Origin of the sequence: Paraburkholderia xenovorans, from assembly GCF_046030735.1 — a bacterium.
GTDB lineage: Bacteria > Pseudomonadota > Gammaproteobacteria > Burkholderiales > Burkholderiaceae > Paraburkholderia > Paraburkholderia xenovorans_A.
Genome location: NZ_JAQQBV010000002.1, coordinates 81,190 through 105,205 on the forward strand (window position 1 = coordinate 81,190; position 24,016 = coordinate 105,205).

At 64.1% G+C, this 24,016-nt stretch carries 25 protein-coding genes; 7 read left to right on the forward strand and 18 right to left on the reverse strand.

From position 1 onward, the window contains the following. Positions 1–150 precede the first annotated feature (150 nt). A complete protein-coding gene (locus PQQ51_RS02095) occupies positions 151–1,170 on the forward strand; it encodes a DMT family transporter (protein ID WP_408494380.1) in 1,020 nt (339 codons plus the stop codon). Here the strand turns inward: PQQ51_RS02095 and PQQ51_RS02100 are convergent. Both PQQ51_RS02100 and PQQ51_RS02105 read right to left on the reverse strand, forming a co-directional pair. Then, positions 1,151–1,423 carry a hypothetical protein gene (locus PQQ51_RS02100; protein WP_408494381.1) on the reverse strand — a complete coding sequence of 91 codons (273 nt, stop codon included), beginning with the start codon at positions 1,421–1,423 and terminating at the stop codon, positions 1,151–1,153. The genes PQQ51_RS02095 and PQQ51_RS02100 overlap by 20 nt on opposite strands. Positions 1,424–1,474: 51 nt before the next feature. Next, positions 1,475–1,891, reverse strand: coding sequence for a MarR family winged helix-turn-helix transcriptional regulator (locus PQQ51_RS02105; protein WP_408494788.1), 417 nt, complete (start codon positions 1,889–1,891; stop codon positions 1,475–1,477). 271 nt (positions 1,892–2,162) lie between these two features. Here PQQ51_RS02105 and PQQ51_RS02110 point away from each other — a divergent pair, with 271 nt between their 5' ends. Beyond that, positions 2,163–2,564 carry a hypothetical protein gene (locus tag PQQ51_RS02110; protein ID WP_408494382.1) on the forward strand — a complete coding sequence of 134 codons (402 nt, stop codon included), beginning with the start codon at positions 2,163–2,165 and terminating at the stop codon, positions 2,562–2,564. Positions 2,565–2,582: 18 nt separating this feature from the next. Here the strand turns inward: PQQ51_RS02110 and PQQ51_RS02115 are convergent, their stop codons facing one another. Then, complete coding sequence (locus PQQ51_RS02115) at positions 2,583–4,694, reverse strand: phosphocholine-specific phospholipase C (RefSeq protein ID WP_408494383.1); 2,112 nt, start codon at positions 4,692–4,694, stop codon at positions 2,583–2,585. 26 nt (positions 4,695–4,720) lie between these two features. Beyond that, positions 4,721–4,906: a hypothetical protein gene (locus PQQ51_RS02120; protein WP_408494385.1), complete on the reverse strand. Its 186-nt coding sequence runs from the start codon at positions 4,904–4,906 to the stop codon at positions 4,721–4,723. Between PQQ51_RS02120 and PQQ51_RS02125 the strand changes: the two genes are divergently transcribed. Continuing rightward, complete coding sequence (locus PQQ51_RS02125; RefSeq protein WP_408494386.1) at positions 4,905–5,114, forward strand: hypothetical protein; 210 nt, start codon at positions 4,905–4,907, stop codon at positions 5,112–5,114. The two genes, PQQ51_RS02120 and PQQ51_RS02125, sit on opposite strands and share 2 nt — an antisense overlap. A 147-nt stretch (positions 5,115–5,261) precedes the next feature. After that, on the forward strand, positions 5,262–6,305 hold the full coding sequence (locus PQQ51_RS02130; protein WP_408494388.1) for a rod shape-determining protein: 1,044 nt from the start codon (positions 5,262–5,264) through the stop codon (positions 6,303–6,305). Between the two features lie 13 nt (positions 6,306–6,318). On the opposite strand, the gene PQQ51_RS02135 is transcribed toward PQQ51_RS02130, so the two are convergent. The 13 genes from PQQ51_RS02135 to PQQ51_RS02195 form a co-directional block, all read right to left on the reverse strand. After that, positions 6,319–7,077, reverse strand: coding sequence for a GntR family transcriptional regulator (locus tag PQQ51_RS02135; RefSeq protein ID WP_408494389.1), 759 nt, complete (start codon positions 7,075–7,077; stop codon positions 6,319–6,321). Positions 7,078–7,112: 35 nt separating this feature from the next. Further along, a complete protein-coding gene (gene hpxZ / locus PQQ51_RS02140; protein ID WP_408494390.1) occupies positions 7,113–7,508 on the reverse strand; it encodes an oxalurate catabolism protein HpxZ in 396 nt (131 codons plus the stop codon). Positions 7,509–7,511: 3 nt separating this feature from the next. Then, complete coding sequence (locus PQQ51_RS02145; protein WP_408494391.1) at positions 7,512–8,204, reverse strand: cysteine hydrolase family protein; 693 nt, start codon at positions 8,202–8,204, stop codon at positions 7,512–7,514. Next, a complete protein-coding gene (locus PQQ51_RS02150) occupies positions 8,201–9,841 on the reverse strand; it encodes an ABC transporter ATP-binding protein (RefSeq protein WP_408494393.1) in 1,641 nt (546 codons plus the stop codon). The genes PQQ51_RS02145 and PQQ51_RS02150 overlap by 4 nt, the downstream gene beginning before the upstream one ends. A 2-nt stretch (positions 9,842–9,843) precedes the next feature. Continuing rightward, positions 9,844–10,536, reverse strand: a complete 693-nt coding sequence (gene biuH / locus PQQ51_RS02155; protein ID WP_408494394.1) for a biuret amidohydrolase — start codon at positions 10,534–10,536, stop codon at positions 9,844–9,846. A gap of 61 nt (positions 10,537–10,597) precedes the next feature. Next, positions 10,598–11,524 (reverse strand): ABC transporter permease, encoded by a 927-nt coding sequence (locus PQQ51_RS02160; RefSeq protein ID WP_408494395.1) that lies wholly within the window; start codon positions 11,522–11,524, stop codon positions 10,598–10,600. Further along, entirely contained in the window at positions 11,517–12,632 is a 1,116-nt protein-coding gene (locus tag PQQ51_RS02165) for an ABC transporter permease (RefSeq protein WP_408494396.1), read from the reverse strand. The genes PQQ51_RS02160 and PQQ51_RS02165 overlap by 8 nt, the downstream gene beginning before the upstream one ends. Before the next feature lie 53 nt (positions 12,633–12,685). Continuing rightward, positions 12,686–13,783, reverse strand: coding sequence for a BMP family ABC transporter substrate-binding protein (locus tag PQQ51_RS02170; protein ID WP_408494397.1), 1,098 nt, complete (start codon positions 13,781–13,783; stop codon positions 12,686–12,688). A gap of 318 nt (positions 13,784–14,101) precedes the next feature. Further along, positions 14,102–14,788 (reverse strand): TetR/AcrR family transcriptional regulator, encoded by a 687-nt coding sequence (locus tag PQQ51_RS02175; protein ID WP_408494399.1) that lies wholly within the window; start codon positions 14,786–14,788, stop codon positions 14,102–14,104. Positions 14,789–14,947: 159 nt separating this feature from the next. Further along, positions 14,948–15,865 carry an ABC transporter permease gene (locus PQQ51_RS02180; RefSeq protein ID WP_408494401.1) on the reverse strand — a complete coding sequence of 306 codons (918 nt, stop codon included), beginning with the start codon at positions 15,863–15,865 and terminating at the stop codon, positions 14,948–14,950. Continuing rightward, positions 15,862–16,962: an ABC transporter permease gene (locus PQQ51_RS02185; protein WP_408494402.1), complete on the reverse strand. Its 1,101-nt coding sequence runs from the start codon at positions 16,960–16,962 to the stop codon at positions 15,862–15,864. The genes PQQ51_RS02180 and PQQ51_RS02185 overlap by 4 nt, the downstream gene beginning before the upstream one ends. Next, on the reverse strand, positions 16,959–18,599 hold the full coding sequence (locus PQQ51_RS02190; RefSeq protein ID WP_408494403.1) for an ABC transporter ATP-binding protein: 1,641 nt from the start codon (positions 18,597–18,599) through the stop codon (positions 16,959–16,961). The genes PQQ51_RS02185 and PQQ51_RS02190 overlap by 4 nt, the downstream gene beginning before the upstream one ends. Position 18,600: 1 nt before the next feature. Next, positions 18,601–19,578 (reverse strand): BMP family protein, encoded by a 978-nt coding sequence (locus PQQ51_RS02195; RefSeq protein WP_408494404.1) that lies wholly within the window; start codon positions 19,576–19,578, stop codon positions 18,601–18,603. Positions 19,579–19,784: 206 nt separating this feature from the next. Here PQQ51_RS02195 and PQQ51_RS02200 point away from each other — a divergent pair, with 206 nt between their 5' ends. From PQQ51_RS02200 to ggt, 3 genes are read left to right on the forward strand one after another with little or no spacing between them, the layout of a single operon-like run. Continuing rightward, positions 19,785–20,585: a cysteine hydrolase family protein gene (locus PQQ51_RS02200; protein ID WP_408494405.1), complete on the forward strand. Its 801-nt coding sequence runs from the start codon at positions 19,785–19,787 to the stop codon at positions 20,583–20,585. Continuing rightward, positions 20,582–21,766 (forward strand): amidase, encoded by a 1,185-nt coding sequence (locus tag PQQ51_RS02205; RefSeq protein WP_408494406.1) that lies wholly within the window; start codon positions 20,582–20,584, stop codon positions 21,764–21,766. The genes PQQ51_RS02200 and PQQ51_RS02205 overlap by 4 nt, the downstream gene beginning before the upstream one ends. A 10-nt stretch (positions 21,767–21,776) precedes the next feature. Beyond that, positions 21,777–23,378, forward strand: a complete 1,602-nt coding sequence (gene ggt / locus PQQ51_RS02210; RefSeq protein ID WP_408494407.1) for a gamma-glutamyltransferase — start codon at positions 21,777–21,779, stop codon at positions 23,376–23,378. A gap of 27 nt (positions 23,379–23,405) precedes the next feature. On the opposite strand, the gene PQQ51_RS02215 is transcribed toward ggt, so the two are convergent. Continuing rightward, entirely contained in the window at positions 23,406–23,996 is a 591-nt protein-coding gene (locus PQQ51_RS02215; RefSeq protein ID WP_408494409.1) for a flavin reductase family protein, read from the reverse strand. Positions 23,997–24,016 lie beyond the last annotated feature (20 nt).

Here is a 24,016-nt window from a genome sequence, read left to right on the forward strand (position 1 = left end):
GGACGGCATGGCTGCCTGATCACCCATACCGCCATCGAAATGTTGCCGACAGACGAGGCTTTGCGCCCTCACATCGAAGCAACACTGCGGCGCATATCTTCTCACCTGGTTGACCTGAAGTTTTTTTGCCTAATTCTGGAATGATCGTTCATGAATAAATCGATGGAGATGGCAAGCGCTTCAGGACCTCGCGGCACGAGGCCGGTTCCCGATCCTGCTGCTGGATCGTCGACTTCGGTCTACTGGAAAGGCGTCGCGTTTTGCGTGGCGGCAACGATTTTGATGGGCATCATGTTCCCGGTGATGACCGACGCCCTCGTGCATATCGATCCGTTCACCTTCACGTCGCTCCGGTATCTGATCGCCGGTGCCGCGTTTCTCGCGCTGTTGATCGTGAAAGAAGGAAAGAACGCGTTGAAGGCAAATGGTGAATCGCTGGCACTGGCCTGGTTGCTGGGGTCGATCGGTTTCTGTGGTTTCGGATCGTTCGTATTTCTCGGGCAGCAGTTGGCAGGACGCGAAGGCGCGCTGACCGCGTCGATCATGATGGCCACTCAACCGATGATGGGCTTGTTGCTGAACTCGATCGTGCGCAGGAGCGCACCACCGTTCTGGTCGTTCGTGTTCATCCTGATGTCGTTCGCGGGCGTCTCGCTGGTGGTTACCAAAGGCGATATTGTCGCCGCTCTCCACGAACCGCAGCATTATTCGGCTAACGCGCTGATCGTGCTGGGCGCATTGTGCTGGGTGATTTACACGTTCAGCGCATCACGCTTCAAGAACTGGTCCGCGCTCAAATACACGACGATGACGACATGGCTCGGCTTGACCACGATCGTCGGCGTGAACGTTCTGCTGATCGCACTTCATGTCGTGGCGATGCCGTCTTCAGCCGCGTTGCGCGCGATCGTACCGCATCTGCTGTACATGGGGCCGGTTGCCGGCTTCATCGCGATTCTGTTCTGGAACATGGGCAACCGGATTCTCACGCCGCTCAACGGCGTGCTGTTCATGGACGTGCTGCCCGTCACCACGTTCGTCGTGTCTTCGTTGACCGGCGTGATCCCGGGGCACTGGCAGATCGTGGGTGCATGCATGACCGGCGCAGCGCTGATTTTCAACAACCTCTACTTGCGGCGCCGCGCTGCGGTCAACGCGAACAAAGCGTAATGGCTTGCACCAGCGCATCCTGATTCGCGGGATTCTGGAAGAAAGCGTCGAGACTCACGTGCGCATCGTTCGCGGCCTGTTCAAGGCAGAGACGGTTGTTCGCGCGAGTACTCGCCGGAGCAACAATAACGGCCGTGACGAACAGCGCGATCGCCGCACATGTCATTGCGAGGCCGGCCACCCAGCGCAACCTCTCCTCCTGTATCCACGGCCGAGGCCGAAGCGCCGCGTCGCAGGTTCTTGCATTTCTCATCCGGCCTCCAATTGATTAGCAAGACAACTATCTGAAATAAAAAAAGCACCTTCAGGACAGCGCTTTTCTGACGCCATGCATGCTGTAAACGGCGGATTCGAATAATTCCGCTCCAAGCTTTGCCTTCAATGACCGTGCAATCTCGGCACTGGCGTTATTGATAGGTCGATCGAGCGCCTTACCCGCCTTGGTGGGATAGATGTACCACTCTCTGCCGTCTGCTTCGCCTTGCCGCCGCTCGACCAATTGCTTTTCGCAAAGGTTGTCGATAAGCCGGGTTGCGGTGGGACGAGCAATGCCTAACAGGTCGGCAACCTGACTGCTCAGACTTCCGGGCGACGCAAGCACGACGCGCAGCACGAAGCCCTGTGCCGGCGTCAAGCCGAACGGCGCATAGACGGCGCCCCACTCGCGCTCGACAAGACGCGCCAATGCGGAGGAATTGAAGTAAAGGCAATGATCGAACATGCGGCCATTAGAACGGAATATGATTAGCAAGGCAACTATTATCCGAGGCGATTCGAGCAATCACGGCGAGCTGCGGACATAATAGGCACCAGGCGTCCGACGCATGCATGCATATTGGCTGAAGCTTCAACGACACCATGCCGTAGACGCCCTCCTTCCCGCAGGCAGCGTTCATGCCACCTGGGTCGCGACTTGGATCGGGACATCGAGCGCTGCCGCCACCGGCACATGATGTGCCGCACTGCGGGAGGACCGCCCGAAGGAGGCAACCGTGTCCGGGAAACCTTATTCCTTGCAAGCGCTGCGCACCGCGGCGTCTTTCGCCGCACTGATCCTCACGCTGGCCGTCGCCTGTCCTGCACTCGGCGACGAAGACAGCGACAACGCCAACGCGGAAGCGGCCGGCCAGCGCGCGCATTTCGTCCGCGAGTTTTGCGGGCAAACCGCCGATGACGTCGCGCAGTACAAGGAACAACTGCGGGGCGTGCTCACTCAGGCAAGCCAATTCGATCTGCGCTGGCAGGCCGGCTGGCGTCGCGGCGACAACGACGCGATCCAGATGCGCTCGCTGCGCCTGAGTTCTCCCGAAGACTTCAAGGTACGTGTCAAGAACAATTGCAGCCGCATCAAGTGGCAAGCCGCCAACTCGCTGCGACCTCGGCCGGACAAGTAGCCGGAGGTCGCCGCGCGCCTAGATTGCCTTCGTCACAGGCGCCGTGGCCGCCGGGTCCGTTATGCCGGCCTTGCCTGTTTCGACGTGCCCTGCAATGCGCCGCAGCCACGCCGGATTGCCGGCTACCGTCAATTGCAGGTCGTACCATTGGCTGCTGCACGACAGATCCCAGTGGGACTCCACGCTCTTGCCCGCAGGCACGGTCACGACGACCGGCGGCTGGCCGTACGCGACGTCGGCGGCGGTGACGGTCAGCGGCGCGGTCCCCGCGTTCGACAACGTGAGGTACAGGTTGCCGTTCTGCACGTCGTAGCAGGTCACGACATCCGGCTTCGCGCCCGTGTCCGCGGACGCCCCCGAGAAACGCCGGAAATAGCCGTTCGGACCGTAGACATTCACCATGTACTGGCCGTTCGCGTCGAGCGTCCACGTATCGGTCAGTTGCTTGCCGGCTTCGACCGTATAACGGCGCGGCATCGCCGTCGGGTCGCCCGTGTAGACCCAGAAATGCGCCCCTTGCTTGCCGGTGTTCGCGAAGGTCACCACATAGCCGCCGGACTGCAGTTGCCCGTTCACATGCAATTCATACGGCAACGCGCGCGCCGGCCGCGTGCCGGGTTCCTGCGCCGCGACCAGTTGCTGCGCCGTGCTGGCCGGCGCGGCCTGCGAAGTCGGTCGCGCGCACTGCTGATCGGCCTGAGTGACGTACGTCTGCGTGCTCGGCAACGACGGCACACTCGCATCGGACCGGGAGAAATCCAGCGCGGTGGTCAGGTCGCCGCAAATCGCGCGGCGCCACGGCGAGATATTCGTTTCCGTCACCCCGAAGCGCTTCTCGATGAATTGCAGCACCGACGTGTGATCGAACACCTGCGAGCAGACAAAGCCGCCCTTCGACCACGGCGACACCACGGTCATCGGCACGCGTGGCCCGAGGCCGTACGGCAGATTGTCGGCCGTATAGGTGTTGGCTTGCGACGCCGTCACCACGTTATGCCGCTCCAGCGAAATGTCGACCGTGCTCATGCCCGATCCGGGCAGCGTCGGCGCTTGCGGCGGCACGACGTGATCGAACAGGCCGTCGTTCTCGTCGTACATGATGAACAGGACGGTCTTGCTCCAGACGTCGGGATTGGACGTCAGCGCATCGAGAATCGTCGAGATGTAATTTGCGCCGTAGAGCGGCGTGAATTTCGGGTGTTCCGAATATGCGGCGGGAGGCAGCAGCCACGACACTTGCGGCAACGCGTTGGCCTGCACATCGGCCTTCAACTGCGTCAGCGTGCGCGTGCTCATGCCGCGAGTCTGCAACGACGATCCGGCCGGCGCGTTCACGAAGTTCTGGAACGAGGCCAGCATGTTCGTGCCGTAGTTGCCGGTGAAGTTATCGAAATCGGTGCCCTGCTGATAGATCTGCCACGAGATCCCGGCCGTTTCCAGCCGTTCGGGATACGTGGTCCAGTTGAAGGGTTGCAGCTTGATCGCGTCGAACTGGTTGTCGATGAAATCGGTGTTGTCCAGCAACGGCCCGCCACCCGTGGCGAGCGGATCGACCATCCCCGTCATCAGATACATCCGGTTCGGGTGCGTATTGCCGGGGATCGAACAGAAATAGTTGTCGCATACCGTGAAGGCATCGGCGAGCGCGTAGTGAAACGGAATGTCCTCGCGCACGTGGTAACCCATCGTCAGGTTGGTCTTCTGCACGGCCCACTTGTCGGCGCGGCCGTTGTCGATCGCTCCGTGCGTGGTCGCCCAGGTATGCGGCAGACCGCCGATACATTGCGCGTTGACGTTCGGATTGGTCGTGTCGTAGCGAAACGGCGCGATCACTTTCGTCGGGTCTTCCTGACGGGGCTGGAACCACACGGGCTGGCCGTTCGGCAAGGTGACCGGAAAGCGGTCGTTGTAGCCGCGTACGCCGCTCAGGTGTCCCAGGTAATGATCGAACGAACGGTTCTCCTGCATGAACACGACAATATGCTGCACGTCCTGGATCGTGCCGCTGACCGACGCGGGTTCGATCGCGAGCGCCCGGCGAATCGACTCGGGCAACAGCGTAGTGGCGGCTGCGGCGCCGGTCAGTCCAGCGGAAAATTTCAGGAAGTCACGACGAGTTTTGGCGACCATGCGATGGACCCGATTGATTGACGGTGTCAGGAAGCCGGCGGGACGAAGCCCGGCGGACAACTTTTAGTAGCGTTGGCAACGGTGGTATTGCCGCAAGCGGACTTCGCCGTGGCGGCAGCCGGCGCGACGGCGTTGTCGCCACAGGCGGTGAGCAACGCTGCGGCGGCGAGCATGCCGACGAGCGCAAAAAACCGGAATGCCGGAGTCGGCATGAATGTCTCCGTGGAAGTGTCTGGTGAACGGACGCGAGCGGACCGCAAGCGGGAACGCAAGCGCGCGTCGGCCACTGCCGCGCTCATGCGCCAGCAGTGCCGAGACGATAGTTACCGTTTATTACATGCGAGTGTCGGGATGAAATCCGGTGAACCAGGTTCCGAGCTAGCCGGCATCAGCATCGCCCGCGCAAAGCAATCTTCGTGACACTCGGTTACCAAGCCGGGCAAGCCGGACAGGCCGAAGCTGTTATTCTTCCCTCTCTCCGACCTCGACCTGGTCACCTGCCGCCTTTGCGCGGCGTTCCCGAGCGGCGTCTTCGAGCGCCCGGCATCAAGCGAAACAGGAATTGGCATGTTCGGTTTTCTGCGCGGTTATTTCTCCAACGACCTGGCCATCGACCTCGGCACGTCCAACACGCTCATCTACATGCGTGGCAAGGGCATCGTGCTGGACGAGCCCTCGGTGGTGTCGATCCGTCAGGAAGGCGGTCCGAACGGCAAGAAGATCATTCTGGCCGTCGGCAAGGAAGCGAAACAGATGCTCGGCAAAGTGCCGGGCAATATCGAGGCGATCCGCCCGATGAAAGACGGCGTGATCGCCGACTTCAACATCACGCAGCAGATGATCAAGCGCTTCATCCAGATGGCGCACGAGTCGCGCATGTTCGCGCCGTCGCCGCGCATCATCATCTGCGTGCCGTGCGGGTCCACTCAGGTGGAGCGCCGCGCGATCAAGGAAGCCGCGCACAGCGCGGGCGCATCGCAGGTGTATCTGATCGAAGAGCCGATGGCGGCCGCCACCGGTTCGGGCCTGCCGGTGTCGGAGGCGACCGGTTCGATGGTCGTCGATATCGGCGGCGGCACAACCGAGGTGGGCGTGATCTCGCTCGGCGGCGTCGTCTATAAAGGCTCGGTGCGCGTAGGCGGCGACAAGTTCGACGATGCGATCGTCAACTACATCCGCCGCAATTACGGCATGCTGATCGGCGAACAGACCGCCGAGGCGATCAAGAAGGAAATCGGCTCCGCGTTTCCGGGCTCCGAAGTCAAGGAGATGGAAGTCAAAGGACGCAACATGTCGGAAGGCATTCCGCGCAGCTTCACGGTGTCGAGCAACGAGATCCTCGAAGCGCTCACCGATCCGCTGAACCAGATCGTGTCGGCAGTGAAGATCGCGCTCGAACAAACGCCGCCGGAACTCGGCGCCGATATCGCCGAGCGCGGCATCATGCTGGCCGGCGGCGGCGCATTGCTGCGCGACCTCGATCGTTTGCTCGCCGAAGAAACCGGTCTGCCGGTGTTCGTCGCCGAAGCGCCGCTGACCTGTGTAGTGCGCGGTTCAGGCATGGCGCTGGAGCGGATGGATAAATTCGGCGGTGCGTTCTCTTACGAGTGATGCGCGGCGCGCTTCATGAAACAAACGGCAGCTTGCTATCACGCGCAGCAGCAAGCATCGACAACGTGATCTTGCGCACCTCCAGCTTGCTCTGCGTGATATGCGCACGCAACAGGATGATCGCTTCGGTCGCCCGGTTGCGTTCGATCAGGTTGAGCATCGTCGAATGTTCGTCGTAGGTGGCGCTCGTGCGGTGCGGCTTCAGGAAATCGAGCCGACGTACGATGCGAATCCGCTCGGTCACTTCGTTATGCACGCGCAGCATTTCGGCGTTGCCGGTTGCCGCAACCAGTTGCCGGTGAAAATTTTCGTCCATGCCGAACATCTTCACCGGATCGCTCTCGCGTAGCGCCGGCTCGACACACCAGATCGCCTTGAGCGCATCGACAGCCGCATGCGCGACCTCGCCACCCGCCCCCAGCCGTTCGACCGCAGCCACTTCGAGCACGATGCGCAAATCGTAGAGCTGGTCGAGTTGATCGAAGTTGATCGGCGCGACTTTCCAACCGCGCCGGAAACCCACTTCCAGATAGCCCTCGCGTTGCAGCCGGAACAGCCCGTCGCGCATCGGCGTGCGCGACACGCCGTAGTGCTGTGCAATGCCGTTCTCGGAGAAACGGTCGCCGGGAAACAGCCGGAAGCTGAAGATGTCGCTCTTCAATTGCTGATAGACCTGTTCGGCGAGCGGATTGGCCACGGCCGGCCCCGCGGCGGCGGGCTGCGCTGCCGGCTCGTCAGATGTCTCCAGCAGATTCGTCGGGTCGTCGTTCATGGTTGCCAGATTCCCTTTTTATTCTTATCCGTGTTTCACGTCGCGGCGCGAACGTCGATCAGGCTCACGTGCGCGGCGACGATCTTCCAGCCGTGGGCGGCGCTCAGTCTCGCCCATGTCTGCATCTGACGGCCGAGCAGCGGCGTTGCGTCGCTGGTGAATTCGGTGCTGACGGTCGCGAAGTCCGTGCCGAATGTCGTCACCACGGTTCGGTGCAGCTTGCGCGACGTCGGCACCGGCGCGCAGCGCTCGCGCCATTCACGGATCGCGTCGCCGCCATGCTGGATTTCGGCGATGCCGTAGCGCACGGTTTCCGGCGTGTGCCAGAACAGCGCATTCATCGCGGCGATGTCGTGGTCGACCAGCGCGCGTTCGTATTCGACAAATGCCGCGTGCACTTGCGCTACCACTTCGGGTCGATTGACTTGCATGCTTCAGGCTGTTCCGTCGAGTTGCATCAGTGAGGAAAACGGCGCCGTCCAGCCGACGATGCCGCCTTGCGAGCGTACCATCTCGAGCGTCGCCTGTTTGAAGGCCGGAAAATAGCTCGCGGTGGCGTCTTCGATCAACAGGCTGTCGTAGCCGCGATCGTTGGCTTCGCGCATCGACGTCTGCACGCACACTTCGGTGGTGACGCCGGCGAACACCAGATGCGTGATCCCGCGCACCGCCAGTTCTTCGCCGAGACGCGTCGCATGGAACGCGCCCTTGCCGGGTTTGTCGATCACGAGTTCGCCGGCTGCCGGCATGAGCGGTTCGATGATCGCGTTACCGGGTTCGCCGCGAATCAGGATGCGGCCCATCGGACCGGTATCGCCGATGCGCGCGTTGGGCATGCCGCGCGCGCGTTTGGCGGGTGGGCAATCGGACAGATCCGGTGCATGCGATTCGCGCGTGTGGACGACGAGCCATCCGTGACGCCGCGCGAAGTCGAGCAACGCCGCCACGGTCGGCACGATTTCCGCGAGCAGCGAAACATCGTTGCCGAGCGATTCGCCGAAGCCGCCGGGCTCGATGAAATCGCGCTGCATGTCGATGATGATCAGCGCGGTTTTGGCGGGTTCGAAACTGAACGGGCCGGGTTGGGCTTCCATGCTGAACCTGTTTGCCGAAGAGGTGTCTGTCATCCGATCGTTTCCTTGATGGCTTCGGCGTGGGCCGCATCGTGCGCGGGCGCGTTGGCTACATGCCCCGCCATATGCTGCCCCAGCGCGGTTCGCTCCGCGCTCGCCGCCGGGGTTTCGTACACGAATTCGCCATCGGCGATCACGACGATACGGTCCGCGAGTTCCAGCAGTTCGTCGAGGTCTTCGCTGACCAGCAACACCGCCGCGCCGCCGTCGCGCGCGGCCATCAGACGCGCATGAATGTCGGCCACCGACGCGAAGTCGAGCCCGAACACCGGATTCGCGACGATCAGCACGTCGACCGGCTGGCCGAGTTCGCGGGCCAACACGGCGCGCTGCACGTTGCCGCCCGACAGCGTGCCGATCGCCCGTTCCGGCACCGGCGGGCGCACGTTGAATTCGTCGATCCGTTGCGCGGCACGCTCGCGCATTGCGCGCCGGTCGAGCCACCAGCCGCCGCGTCGCAACGGTTCGCGGTCGAAGTCGCGCAACGCGAGATTCTGCGCGACGCTCATGCCGGCAACACACGCGTTCTTCAGCGGCTCTTCGGGAATCGCGAACACACGCCGCTCGGTCATCTCGGCACGCGTCGCGTGATATGCGGCGCCGGCCACCCGCATCTCCCCTGCTTTCACGCGACGCTGACCGACCAGCGCTTCCACCAGTTCCTTTTGCCCATTGCCGGACACGCCGGCCAAACCGAGGATTTCGCCCGCGCGCACCGAGAGCGTCGCGTTTTTCACCGCCAGGTGACCGCGATCGTCTTCGACAGACAGGCCGCTCAATGCAACACGCACCTGAGCCGTTTCGTCGACTGGCTTGCGCGCGACGCGCTCCACTGTCGCCGCGGCCATCACGGGCGCGTCGCTCGCCGCGACTGTGCCCATCATCCACGCAGCGAGTTCGTCGCGACTCGTGTTGGCGACCGCGCTCGTGCCGACCTGTGTGCCCTTGCGCAACACGGTGACGTCGTCGGCATAGGCCATCACTTCGCGGAACTTGTGCGTGATCATCAACACCGTCAACTCGCCGCGCGAGGTCAACGCTCGCATCAAGCCGAGCACTTCGCCCGCTTCCTGCGGCGTGAGCACCGAAGTCGGTTCGTCCAGAATCAGAAAGCGTTGCTGCAAATACAACTGCTTGAGGATTTCGAGCTTCTGCTTCTCGCCGGCCGCGAGTGACGCGGCCGGTGCGTCGAGCGGCAAGCGAAACGGCATGCGCTGCATGAACGCGGTGAGCGCGGCGCGCTCAGCGGCCCAATCGATTTTCCACGGCAAACGCCCGCGCGCGAGCAGCAGGTTTTCTTCGACGGACAAACCCGCGGCGAGCGTGAAATGCTGATACACCATGCCGATGCCGAGCGCCTGCGCATCGCGCGGCGAAGCAATGTGGACTTCGCGGTTGTCCGCGGCGATCTGCCCTTCGTCGAGCACGCCATAGCCGACGAGGCCTTTGACGAGCGTGCTCTTGCCCGCGCCGTTCTCGCCGAGCAATGCGTGGATGGTGCCGGGCGCCACCTTGATCGACACGCCGTCCAACGCGCGGAACGCACCGAACGATTTGCTCGCGTTCAGCACTTCCACGCCGAGCGCTTTGGGTGGTGTCGCGAGTGTCGCGGGCGCCGCTGCGTTCGCCATGATCAGCCGCCCAGCGTTTGCAGCAGCGCGCCGGAGTCCGACACCGCGCCGAACACGCCGCCTTGCATCGTGATCATATGCAGCGCGGCGTCGTGGTTGCTTTTGTCGGTCGCGCCGCAGCAGTCGGCGAGCACCGTGCATTCGAAGCCGCGGTCGTTCGCTTCGCGCATTGTCGTGTGCACGCAGACGTCGGTCGTGATGCCGGTCAGGATCAGATTGACGATGCCGCGCGTGCGCAGAATCAGTTCGAGATCGGTCGCACAGAACGAGCCTTTGCCCGGTTTGTCGAGCACGATTTCGCCGGCGAGCGGCTTCAGCTCGTCGATGATTTCCCAGCCCGGTTCGCCGCGCACGAGGATCCTGCCGCACGGTCCGTCGTCGCCGATGCCCACGCCGTTCGTGCCCGCGCGGCGGCTGCGCCAGCGCTTGTTCGCGGGCAGATCGGACAGGTCCGGGCGATGCCCTTCGCGCGTGTGAATGATCGTGAAGCCCTGCTCGCGCATCGTCTTCAGCACACTTTGGATCGGCTCGATCGGCGCGCGCGTGAGCGACAGGTCGTAGCCCATCTTGTCGACATAGCCGCCGTGGCCGCAGAAATCCGTCTGCATGTCGATGATCACGAGCGCGGTATTGTCCGGCCGCAGATTGCCGTCATAAGGCCACGGATAGGGTTGTGCTTCGACGAATCGGGTCATGGTGATGAGATCCTCAAAGGGTCTTTGCAATGCTTCGGGTTCAAGTGCGTCAGCGCGACGCTCAGCGCGTCAGGCTCAGTTCGCCGGGCGCGCCTGCGAGCGTGCGATCCGGCCGGCAATTGACGATCATGATCAGCAGCGTCAGCACGTACGGCGCGGCGTTGTACAGGTAGTAGCCGCTCGTCACGCCGATTGCCTGCAACGCGGGGCCGAGCGCGCCCGCCGCGCCGAACAGCAACGCGGCCCACAGGCAGCGCAACGGCTGCCAGCGCGCGAAGATCACCAGCGCGACCGCCATCAGCCCCTGGCCGCTCGACAACCCTTCGTTCCAGCTGCCCGGATAAACGAGCGACAGATACGCACCGCCGACGCCCGCGAACACGCCGCCGACAGCCGTCGCCGCGATCCGCACTCGCGTGAGCGGATAACCCATCGCCCGCGCGGTTTCCGCGTGATCGCCGACGAGCCGCAGCACCATCCCCCAGCGCGTATTGCGCAAACCCCATTGCAGAACGAACGCGAGCACCACGCCGATCACGAACAGCAGATTGATATGCAACGCGTTGTGCAATTGCGGCGACGCGCTCCACGCACCGAGATCGATGAACGGCAACATCGGCGCTTGCGGTTCGATGAAGGGCTTGCCGAGATAGAACGCGAGCCCGGTGCCGAGCAGCATCAGCGCGATGCCGAACGCGATATCCGACACGCGCGGCAACGAACATACGAGGCCGTGCAGGCAGCCGAGCAGCAGACCGACGCCACCCGCTGCGAGCACGCCCACCCACGGCGAGCCGCTGAGAAATGCGCCGGCATAGCCGCTCATCGCGCCCGACACCAGAATGCCTTCGAGACCGAGATTCACACGGCCGCCTTTCTCGGTCAGACATTCACCGAGACTGACGAACAGATACGGTGTGCTGACGCGAATCGCGCCGGCAAACAGCGACAACAGCAGGATCACGATGGGCGAATGCATATCAGGCATGGGTCTGCTCCAGTTGCACAGGACGGTCGTCACGCGCCGCGGCCTGCAATGCCACGCGCCACGCGGCGATACGGCCGCCGAGCGCTTCCCACGCGAGCAGGTTCACGAACAGCAGACCTTGCAGCACCAGCGTGGTGGCATCGGGCAGATCGAGCCGGCGTTGCAGCAGACTGCCGCTCGCCTCGATGCCGCCGATCATCACCGCGCAGGCGACGATCGCGAGCGGATTCTGACGCGCGGCGAACGCCACCAGAATCCCCGCATAGCCATATCCCGCGAGCAACGAAGCGTTCGCGCTGCCCTGCACGGCGGCCACTTCGAACATTCCGCCGAGCCCGGCCGCCGCGCCGCCGAGCACGCAGGCGGCGAGCGCAAGGCGGTTCACCGGCAGCCCGACGAGTCGCGCCGCGCGATTGCTGCCGCCCACCACGCGCATCGCGAAACCTTTCGTGCTGAACTTGACGAACACCCACGCGGCGATACACGCGGCAACGCCCCAGAACAGCCCCCAATGCGTATCGAGACCGGGGATCGAGCCGATCATCAGCGCGTCGGGCACGGGTAGCGTCGACGGTTTGTTGAGACTCGCGGGATCGCGCAACGGCCCTTCCACCAGATGCTTGAAGAGCGCGATCGCGATATACGACATCAACAGGCTGCTGATCGTCTCGTTGACGCCGCGCCATTGCCGCAACGCGCCCACCGCGCCGATCCACACGCCGCCCGCGAGCATGCCGGCGACCGCCATCAGCGGCGTCGCGATCAGCCAGGGCATCCCATGCGGCAGCATCTGCGGGACGAGCGCCGCGCACATGCCGCCCAGCGCGAGCGCGCCCTCGCCGCCGATCACGATCAGCCCGACCTGCGCCGGCAACGCGACGCACAGCGCGGTCAACATCAGCGGCGACGCGCGCAGCAACGTGCTCTGCCATGCGAACGACGAGCCGAACGCGCCTTCGAAGATCAGACCGATCGCGTCGGGTGCGGGCTGCCCCTGCACGAGCAGGAACAGTGAAAACAGCAAGAGCGTGCCGAGCACCGCCAATGCGGTCGGCAACGCGGGCAGGAGCGACAGCATCGCTCTCGCGGTGGGGGCATTGGGACGCATCGCGGCTCCTTCGCTCGGACAGGTTTATGCAAACACGAATGTCAGGGCCGCGATCAGATCTGGCCGACCACACCGGCCACCAGGTAGTTCATGCTTTCGAGCGTGTAGTCCGTCTGCACGTGGCTCGCGCCGGACGCGATCGCCGTGCCGCCCTTGTTGTCCTTCATGGGTCCTTTGAAGATCACGAAATTGCCGGCCACCATGCTCGATTTGATCGAGTCGGCGTTCTGTCTGGCCGCCGCGGTAACCTTCGCGCCATACGGCGACATCTTCACGAAGCCTTCTTTCAGGCCGCCGCGCAACACGTTCGGTTGCGGCGCACCGGCTTGCGCGCCCGCCACCAGTTGCCTGTACGGCGTCGCCCAATCCCATTCCGCGCCGGTCAGATAGCCCTTCGGCGCGAGCGCCGCCTGGCTCGCGTGATAACCGCAGCTCATCGCACCGCGCTTCTCCGCGGTCTCGACGACCACCTTCGGGCCGTCCACGTGACAGGTCACGACATCGCAGCCCTGATCGATCAGGCTATTGGTGGCTTCCGCTTCCTTGACGGGCATCGACCAGTCGCCGGTGAAAATCACCTGCGTGGTGATCGACGGATCGACCGACTGCGCACCGAGCGTGAACGAATTGATATTGCGCAGCACTTGCGGAATCGGCTTCGCGGCGACAAAGCCCAGTTTTTTGCTCTTCGTCATATGGCCCGCGACCACGCCGTTCAGGTACTGGCATTCGTCGATATAGCCGAAGTAGCTGGTGATGTTCGGCGGGTTGCCCTGCTTCCACAAACCGCCGCAATGCGCGAAACGCACCTTCGGATATTTGGCGGCGATCTTCAGCACATGCGGATCGAAGTAACCGAACGACGTCGCGAAGATCAGCGTCGCGCCATCCTGTTCGATCATCGCTTCCATCGTTTTTTGCACGGCGATGGTTTCGGGCACGTTCTCCTCTTCCACCACTTTCACGTTCGGCATCTTTCTGATGACGGCGGCCGCCTGCGCTTGTGCCTGGTTGTAGCCGTAGTCGCCGCGCGCGCCGACATAGATCACGCCGACGGTCGTCTTCGGCGCGGCGAACACGGATTGAATCGGCACGATGTTGCCGAGCGTCAACAGGCTGGCGCTCTTGATGAAGGTGCGGCGGCTGGTCATGTTGTCGGTTCCTGATAGAGGGTTGAAGAGCGCGTGGATGTGCGAGACGGGCAAGGACTGTCCTTGCGTCCAATCTTGAATACAAGTTGGAACACCATTTAGCAGGAGGTATGCCAATTGCGCTGCGACGCGGATTGAATGACGCGTAAGCCTTACCCCGCAAGGCTTGGCACGATGGCGTCGAGCGCTATGCGAGCTCGCGTGTTTGCGCGTCGGGCCGAGTGCGTTGGTGCAGCGCTCCCCAATTCAGGGCTTGTGCGCCCCGCGTTTGCGCGCGGCCGCGCGCTATTGTCCGGACGCGCGGTTCGGCGCCGCCGCTTACGCGCCGGCCGTCACGAACGCGCGCACCATGTCATGCGCCTGGGCCTTATGGTCTTTCTGCCACTGCGCGGCGAGCAGGTCGGCGTTGAAGATTCGCGACAACGTATAAGCGTTCGATTTGTGAAACGAGCACAGACTCACGAGCGCGACGTACAGATGCAGCGGGTCCATGCCCTTGCGCAGCGAACCGTCCTCTTCCCCTCGCGCGATCACCGTGCTCAACAGACTCAACACCGGCGACGACATTTCCGGAATCGCGCTCGAACGCTTCATCACGCGGGCACGGTTCAGATTTTCGAACGACAGCAACTTCGACAGTTCGGGATGCGCGGCGAAATGCCCTTCGATGAAATCGTAAAGCTGCACGATGGCCGTGACCGGATCGATCTGGTCGACGTCGAGCTCGAGTTTCAACTCGGCCTCGCGCAGCCGCGCCAGCACGAATTCCAGCACTTCCAGATAGAGCGCTTCCTTGCCGCCGAAGTAGTGATAGATCATCCGGATGTTGACCTTCGAGCGGCTCGCGATCGTCTCCACTCGCGCGCCGCTGAGACCTTTGTCGGAAAACTCGGCAATCGCGATCTTGAAGATTCGCGCGCGCGTGGCGGCCGCGAGCTTCTGCCGCTGGGTCGTGGGCGCGGCGGCGGGAGCGGCGGGAGTCGAACGGGCGGAAGCGCGTGTCATATAGGCAAAGGTTTGAGAGTCGGCGTGTCTGCAGTGAGCCGCATGGGTCGCGCAATTCGGCGCAAACGCATGCGCTCGCCATTGTAAGCGCGCCTTTCGCGTATGAACGGTTGCGCAAGCACGCCTCTACGCGCTGTCAGCGGTCGTTCAGGTGCGCCGTCAGCGTCTGAACGGTTGCGTCAGCGCGAGCGGTGCGGTTTGCCGGCCGATCAGCCCCGCCACCGCGATCAGCGCGAGCAGATAAGGCAGCATCGCCAGCAGCGCGGTCGGCACGTGCACGCCGATCAGCGGCAACTGGAATTGCAGCGCGCTCGCCGCGCCGAACAGCAGGCATGCGCCTGCCGTGCGGCCGATCTTCCAGTTGCCGAAGATGATCGCCGCAATCGCCAGATAACCGGCGCCGCTCGTCATCCCTTCCGTGAAGGTGTGAATGTCGCCGATCGAAATGAAGCAGCCCGCCGCGCCCGACATCACACCGGAAAACAGCACCGCGCCGTAGCGCAGCCGCGCGACCGAAAGGCCGGACTGGTCGACCGAGCGAGGCGCCGCGCCGACCGCATGCAGCGCGACGCCGAGCGCGGTACGGCGCATGACGAGCGACGTTGCGAGCAGAATCGCCAGCCCGAGATAGACGAGCCACACCTGATGAAACACCGGCTCGCCGATCACCGGAATCGCGCCGAGCCCAGGCGGCGACCAGCGCGCGAGACCGGGTATCGTCGCGCTCGAACGTTCGCCGAACAGCTCGCGATACGCGAGCGTCGTCGCGCCGAGCGCGAGAATATTGATGCCGATACCCGTGACAATCTGATTGGCGCGCAACGTCACGCTGAGAAACGCTTGCAGCAACGCGATCGGCAATACGCCGAGCATGCCGATCGCGAGACCGAGCGCCGCGTTGCCGGTTGCCCATGCGCCCGCCGCGCCGAGAAACGCGCCGGACAGCATCATCCCTTCCACGCTCATGTTGAGCACGCCGGCCCGTTCGCTGACCAGTTCGCCGGTCGACGCCAGCATCAACGGTGCAGCGAAACGGATCGACGAGCCGACGAAAACCGCGACGAATTCCGCGTTCATGCGCGTGCTCCTTTCGGTTCGAGCCACAACGAGCCGCCGGCCAGCGCGACGATCACGATGCCCTGCACCACCAGCACCAGCGCCGACGGCACCGCGGCCACCATTTCCATATTGATGCCGCCCGAACGCATGAAGCCGAACAGCAGCGCGGCCGCACACACACCGGTGATCGAACCGCGCGCAAGCAGACCGACCACGAGTCCATCGAAACCGTAGCCCGACGAGAACCCGGCCTTCAACGAGTATTGATCGCCTTGCAGCATCAGCGCGCCGGCGAGACCGCCGAGCGCGCCCGCCAAGGCGAGCGCGCCGACGATCGTCGACGTGATCGGCATGCCGGCGCGGCGTGCGGCGAGTGCGTTGAGGCCGACCGCTCGCAGATGCATCCCGAAGCGGCTATACGCGAGCACGAGCGCCACCACGATGCACAGCACGACGGTAAGCGGCAAGCCGATATGCAAGCCTGTCGAACTCGCGCCGAACAGCAGCGGCAGTTTGGTCGAATCGGGAATCTCGAGCGATTCGGGCAAGGTCGCCGCGTTGCTCATCGGCTGACGTAGCAGGGCTTCCGATTGCACGCACCAGTAGAGCAGCCAGACGGCGATGAATGTCAGCAGCAACGTGCTGATCACTTCGTTGGTGCCGGCGCGTGCTTTGAGCCAGCCGGGAAGCGCGCCCCATGCGGCACCCGCGAGCGCCGCCGCCAGCATCGGCACGATGAACGACAAACCGAGCGGCAGATGCGCGACATGGCCGTACAGACCGACCGCGGTAGCGGCGATGCCGCCCATCGCGATCTGCCCTTCTCCGCCGACGTTGGTCAAGCGCGCGCGGTTGGCCAGCACGAAGCCGCTGCCGACCAGCGCGAACACGAGGCTGCGATTGAGCGACGCGCCGATCGCGTAAGGCGAGCCCCATGCGCCGTCGGCGAACGCGGCAAGCGCATCGCCGATCGGCACGTGAACGATCGCGATCAGCGCCAGCGCCGCAGCCAGCGCGACGAGCGCGGCGCCCGTCAGCACGACGGCGCTGCGCACACGCGGCGAAGCCCGCCACGATGCGCGCGGAATCGAAGTGAGTGAGGTGGTCGGAGTCATGCTGTGTGCCCTGCCATCCATGCGCCAATGCGCTCGCGTTGAAGATTGAGTTGCGTGGGTTGTGCGCGCTCGGGCACGCAGGTGCCCATGATGCGGCCGCGATACATCACGAGCACGCGGTCGGCGACGGCCAGCAGTTCGTCGAGCTCCGACGAGATCAGCAACACGCCGACCCCTGCGTCGCGCGCGGCGCGAATGTGGTCGTAGACTGCCGCGACCGCACCGATATCGAGCCCGCGTGTGGGCTGCGCGGCCACCAGTACCGCGAGGCCGTCGAGCGTCAGTTCGCGCGCCAGCACCGCCTTCTGCTGATTGCCGCCCGAGAGGCCGCGAAACGCGACGTCGGGACTCGCCGCGCGCACGTCGAAACGCTGCATCAGCGCGCGGGCATCGCGCCGCATCGCACGGCGGCGCATGAAGCCGCGTCGAGCGTAGTGGTCGAGACGATTCAGGAAGAGGTTTTCGGTCACGCTCATGTCCGGCACGCAGCCGACCGCGTGTCGATCCTCCGGCACCACGCCGACTCCCGCCTTCGTCAGCACTTGCGGCGCGGCGTGCGTGCACTCTTCGCCCTGCACGAAGAAACGCCCCGCACTCGCCTTCTGCAGCCCGGCCAGCACCGCGCCGAGTTCGCTCTGGCCGTTGCCTTCCACGCCGGCAATGCCGACGATCTCGCCGCGGTTCACGACCAGTGTGCAGTCCGCGAGACGCGTGACGCCGTCGGCGTCGCGCACGGTGAGGCCGTCGACTTGCAGCGCTTCGTCGGCGAGCGGCCGGCCGTACGGCGACGCGCTGACGGGTTTCGCCTGCGCCGCGACGGCGAGCGTTGCGGCCGGCCGTGCGTGGAGGGTGACGTCATTCGCGTCGCCCGGCCGCCGGATCATCGCGCGCACCAGTTCGTCGACATCGGCGGACGGCGTGCCCGAACGCGCGACCACGCGACCGCTTTGCAGCACGGTGGCGCGCGCCGCGATACGGCGAATTTCCGCGAGTTTGTGCGTGACCAGCACGACCGCGCAGCCGCGTGCGACGACTCGCGCGCAGGTGTCGAGCAACGCGTCGATCTCGGCCGGCAACAGCACCGCCGTCGGTTCGTCCAGCACTAGCAGACGCGGCTCGCGAATCAGACATTTGACGATCTCGACACGCTGCTTTTCGCCGACGGACAATTCCGCCACCCGCGCATCCGGATCGAGCGCGAGACCGAGCTCGGCGACCAGCGCGCGCACGCTAGCCGCCTCGCGCTTGCGATTCAACCAGCCATGCGAACGACCGAGCAGCAGATTGTCGAGCACGCTCACGTCTTCGACGAGGCTGAAATGCTGATGCACCATCGCGATCCCATGCGCGAGCGCATCGCGTGGACTGTGCGGCCGATACGGCGCGCCGTCGAGCCACATCGTGCCCGCGTCGGGCTGATGCACGCCGAACATCACGTTGCACAGCGTGGACTTGCCCGCGCCGTTTTCGCCGAGCAGGCAATGCACTTCGCCGGCAAACAGGTCGAGCGACACGTCGTGCAACGCCTGAAACGCGCCGAAGCGCTTGCCGATGCCTTCCATCCGCAGCACGGCGGTTGCGTTGCCGGCAGCGTTCGAGCGTGCGCCTGCGCTGAAGGTAGCGGAAGTCGCGTCCATATCAGCCTTCGGAAACCTTGATCTTGCCGCTCTCGATGTCCTGCTCGATCTGCTTGAGCTTCGTCGACATGTCCGGCGTCGGTTTGCACACCACCATGTCCGACGCCTTACGGCCCATCGCGAGACCGAACGCCTTGTAACCCGGTTGCCAGGTGCCGGCCGCCATCTGGTCGATCGCGTATTGCACCTGATAGCCGACGCCGGTGATCGAATAGGCGATATAGAGCGGGTCCGTGCCGCAGCGATCCGTATAGCTGCCGATCACGTGCGTGTGTTTTTCGTTGGCCGCCTGTTCGATTCCGCGCAAGCCGAGATTGAGAATGTGATAGTGAACGTCCGCGCCTTGCGAGATCGCGGCGAGCGTCGCTTCCTTCGCCTTCGACACGTTGTCGAAATCGCCGGTGTAGCTCTCGAAGTACTTGATCTTCGGATTGATCGAGCGCGCGCCGTTGCCGAATTCCTTGCCCGCGTTGACGATCGACGGAATCTCCATCCCGCCGACGTAACTGACCGCACCGTTCTTCGACAGCATCGCCGCAGCCGCGCCGGCCACGTAAGCGATCTCCGCCTGTTTCACGTCGTAGCCCGCGACGTTCGGCGGCATGTCCTGCCCCTTGTTGCCGCCGACGATCGCGAACTTCACATTCGGAAAACGCTTCGCGATCTTCAGCACGGACGCCTGGGTCTGGCCGCCCACGCCGATCACCAACTGGTTCTTCGACGCGAGGTTGGTCAGCGCCTGTTCCATGTCGGCGTAATTGATGTTCTCGATCATCTGCGTTTTCAGTTTCGGGCCGAGTTCTTTCTGCGCGGCTTCGAGTCCGTCGTAGCCGGATTCCATCCAGCCCTTGTCCGACTTCGAGCCCGGAATCAGCACGCCGACGCGCAACGGATCGACCGCGAATGCGTGGATCGCGCTAGTGGAAGCAGCCAGTGCGACGACACAGGTGGCGAGGGTTTTGAGCTTGGCGATCGGCATTCTGGCATTCCTCTTGCGTTTGGTTTGGGTAAGTAGGTTATTCATGAACGAAACAGATGCAACTTCGATGCCATGCCGCGTGATCCAGAAGCGGCGGCCCGCGTTCAAACCTTCCCGAAACAGCCGCGCGCTGACCGCGAAACCTCACGCGGCCGCCCGCATGCAATGCCTTTTTTTAGCGACCAGAACACGACGGAGAATCTCGGATGAAACAGCACGACGCATATGGAACAAGCGTTTCCGGCCAGTTGGGCCGCGATGGACGGCCGCACTGGAGCGCGAGCGCGACGCTGGTCGACATGTCGTTGCCGGCGCCCGCGCCGGTCGTCGCGACGCTGCCGTGCGAGCCGCAAAACGTGCGGATCGATCTGCGCAGCACCGCGATCGTGGTGATCGACATGCAGAACGATTTCTGCACCAACGGAGGTTGGGTTGCCCAGATTGGGGGCGATTTCGAGGTCGATCGCAAGCCGATTGCACCATTGCAGCGCCTGCTGCCCGTCTTGCGCGAAAACGGCGTGCCGGTCGTCTGGGTGAATTGGGGCAACCGGCCGGACCTCGCCAACATGCCGCCGAATCAATTGCATCTATATAAGCCGACGGGGGTCGGCACCGGCCTCGGCGAACCGCTCGAAAGCAACGGCTCGCATGTGCTCGAAAAGGATTCATGGGCTGCGGCGGTGGTCGACGAACTCACGCCGTCGCCCGAGGACATCTGCGTGGACAAATATCGGATCAGCGGCTTCTGGGACACGCCGCTCGACAGCATCCTGCGCAATCTCGGCATTCGCACCGTGCTGTTCGCGGGCGTGAATACCGACCAGTGCGTGCTGCATTCGCTGACCGACGCCAATTTTCTCGGCTACGGTTGCGTGCTGGTGGAAGACTGCTGCGCGACGTCGTCGCCGGACTTCTGCAGCGACGCGGCTGTGTGGAACGTGAAGAAGTGCTTCGGCTTCGTCACCGATTCGGCGCGGATCGTCGCCGCGCTGGCGGACGTCGCATGAGCGCGTTCGTGCCCGGCGCGCGCGTGCAGATTGCGCCGAACGCGAGCGGACCGCTCGACGGCCTGCGCTTTGCGGTGAAGGATCTGATCGACGTTGCCGGCGTGACGACAGGCGGCGGCAATCCCGACTGGCTGGCGAGTCACGTAAAGGCGCCGCGCCATGCGCGTTGTGTCGACGCGCTGCTGGCCGCAGGCGCAACGCTCGACGGCAAGACGATCACCGACGAACTCGCGTACAGCCTCGAAGGCGCGAACCATCACTACGGCACGCCGCTCAATCCGCGCTGGCCGCATGCGTTGCCGGGCGGGTCGTCGAGTGGATCGGCGTCGGCGGTGGCGAGCGGCGCGGTGGATTTTGCGCTGGGCACCGATACCGGTGGATCCGTGCGCGTGCCCGCCGCGTTTTGCGGTTTGTGGGGCATGCGGCCGAGTCACGGCGCGATCTCGCTCGACGGTGTGTTGCCGTTCGCGCCGTGCTTCGATACGGTGGGCTGGTTTGCACGGTCCGTCGACGTGCTCGCCGCAGTGGGGGACGTGTTGTTGCCGAAGGCTTCTGCGCACGCACGGCGGCCGTTTACGCGGTTGTTTAGCGTGAGCGACGCGTTTGCGGCCCGCGCGCGCAATGAACCCGACGACGCGTTGCGTCTTGCCGCGCTGGCCGAAACGCTCGGCGCACGGACATCGCTCGATGTATTCGCGGGTGATGACGCGCGCTGGCTCGCGTGCTATCAACAGGTGCAGGACCTCGAAATCGATGCGACGCTCGGCGACTGGATTCGCTCGGCGAAGCCGCATTTCGGGCCGTCTATCGCGAGCCGCTTTGCGCGCCTCGATACATTCGAGCGACAGCCAGCCGAAAAATGGCGTGACGTGCAGCACGAATTGCGTGCCGCGCTCGACACGCTGCTTCGGGAAACAGACGTGCTGGTCATGCCCACCACACCGGTTGCGCTGTTGCGCAAAGACGCATCGGACGACACGATCGGCCGCTTCTACCAGCACGCGCTGACGATGAACGCAATCGCCACCATCGGCGGTCTGCCGCAAATCACGCTGCCTTTCGGCGACGACATCGACCGGCCGCTCGCGCTGTCGATCGTCGGCGCGCGCGGCAGCGATCGCGCGTTGCTCGAACTTGCGCGCGATCTCCATGCCCAGCACACTTCGGCGAACCTTCAGTAACGGAGCATCGATGCAGAATCTGAAACTCGCCAGCAGCACAGGCGGCATGGTCACCAGTCCGCATGCGCTCGCGAGCGCGGCGGGGCTGGATGTGCTGCGCGCGGGCGGCAACGCGATCGAGGCGGCGATTGCTATCGGCGCGGCGCTGTGCGTGACCTATCCGCATTTCACCGGGCTGGGCGGCGACGCGTTCTGGGTGATCGGCGATCGCAACGGGATGCTGCGCAGCCTGTCGGGCGTCGGCCAGGCAGCGGCGCAACTGCCCGCGTTCAGCGGCCCGATTCCGTTACGCGGCGCGCCGGCGGCACTGACCACGGCGGCGACTGTCGATACGTGGGATCAGGCTTACCGTATCAGCCAGACTTCGTGGAGCGGCCGGCAGTCGTGGTCGTCGTTATTCGAGCGTGCAATCTCTTATGCTGAGGAAGGTTTTCCAGTCACACCGTCACAGCATTTCTGGCAAAGCTTGCGCGCGGACGAACTGCGAACCTTGCCGGGTTTTAATGCGACCTTCGCGCCGGACGGCCGGATTCCAGCGATTGGCGAACGCTTCATGCAACCGGCACTCGCGCATAGTCTCGAGCGGATTGCGCGCTTCGGTGCCCGCGAGTTTTACGAGGGCGAGCTTGCGGAGCGCATTGCGAGAGGCTTACGCGAAGCCGGCTCGCCGCTGACTTCGAAAGACCTGGCCAGCACGCGGGCTCGTGACGAAGCGCCTCTACGCGTCGCGTATCGCGGCGGCGAACTGATCAGCCTGCGCCCGCCCACGCAGGGTGTGACGACGTTGCAGATCATGGGCACGCTCGATCGCTTCGACCTGACGTCGATCACCGAAGGCAGCGCCGATTACTATCACCTGCTGGTCGAAGCGGTGAAATGCGCGTTCGTGGACCGCGATCGTTTCGTGTCCGATCCGGAGTTCAATCACGTGCCGGTGGACGACATGCTGTCGGCCGCCACGCTCGACGCTCATGCGCGTTCGATCGACATGCGCACGGCGCGCGCGTGGCCGCATGTATTTCGCCCCGGCGACACGGTGTTCATCGGCGTGACGGATAGCGAGGGGCGCAGTGCGAGTGTGCTGCAAACGGTGTATTTCGATTGGGGCAGCGGCGTGGTGGCGGGCGACACGGGGATTTTGTGGCATAACCGCGGCGCGTCGTTCAGCACGAACCCCGCGCATCACAATGCGGTGCAACCGGGCAAGCGGCCGTTCCATACGCTCAATCCGGGCATGTATCTGCACGACGGGCGTCCGCGCTTGCTGTTCGGCACGCAAGGCGCCGACGGTCAGCCGCAAACGCTCGCTGCGATTCTCACGCGCCTGATCGACTACGGAATGGACCCGTTGACCGCCCTCGCCCGTCCGCGCTTTCTGCTCGGCAAAACGTTCTCCGATACGCGCGACGCGTTGAAGCTCGAAGAAGACGCGGGCGCGGCCGTGTTTGCCGAACTCGCCGCGCGCGGTCATGAGGTGAGCGCGATTGCCGCGCAGAGTCCGCTGGCGGGACACCCCGGCGTGATTCGCATCGACGCGGACGGTACCGCGAGCGGCGCGCACGATCCGCGCAGCGATGGCCGGGCGTTCGGCGTCGACGAACCCCCGGCTTAGCGCCCGACCGGCGATGTAACCCGCGCTTCAGCCGAGCGTAAACCGGTCGCGCGTCGTCACGTAATCGCTCGCGCCGAAGCGGCCCACCGGAAAGTAGTGCTGCAAGCGCACGCGCCACGTCGCGGTGTCGATCAACTCGTCGCGTGCATGCAACCGATGCACCCGGCCGATGAAAATCTGCCGGCTCGCAGTCTCCAGCGTTTCCCAGATCGTGCATTCGAACGCGACCGGCGCCTCGGCGATACGCGGCGGCGCGACCTGCGAACTCGGCACCGGCGTCAGGCCCACTGCTTCGAGTTCGCTCACATTCGGCGGCAGCCGCTCGCCGCAGCGATGCATTTTCCCGGCGATGGCTTCGTCTGCGAGATGCACGACGAACTCGCCGGTGCGCACGATGTTTACGGCCGTGTCCTTCAGCGTGCCGTCCGCGACACGGTTCACGCTGATCATCACGATCGGCGGTTCTTCGCCGAGCATGTTGAACATCGAGAACGGCGCGGCATTGATCGTGCCGTCCGCGCCCAGCGTCGTGACCAATGCGATCGGACGCGGCACGATCAGGCTCGCCATCAGCTTGTAGCGCTGGTATTCGGTGATCGCGGCGAAGTCGATTTCCATGCAGATAGGCTCAGGTCAGG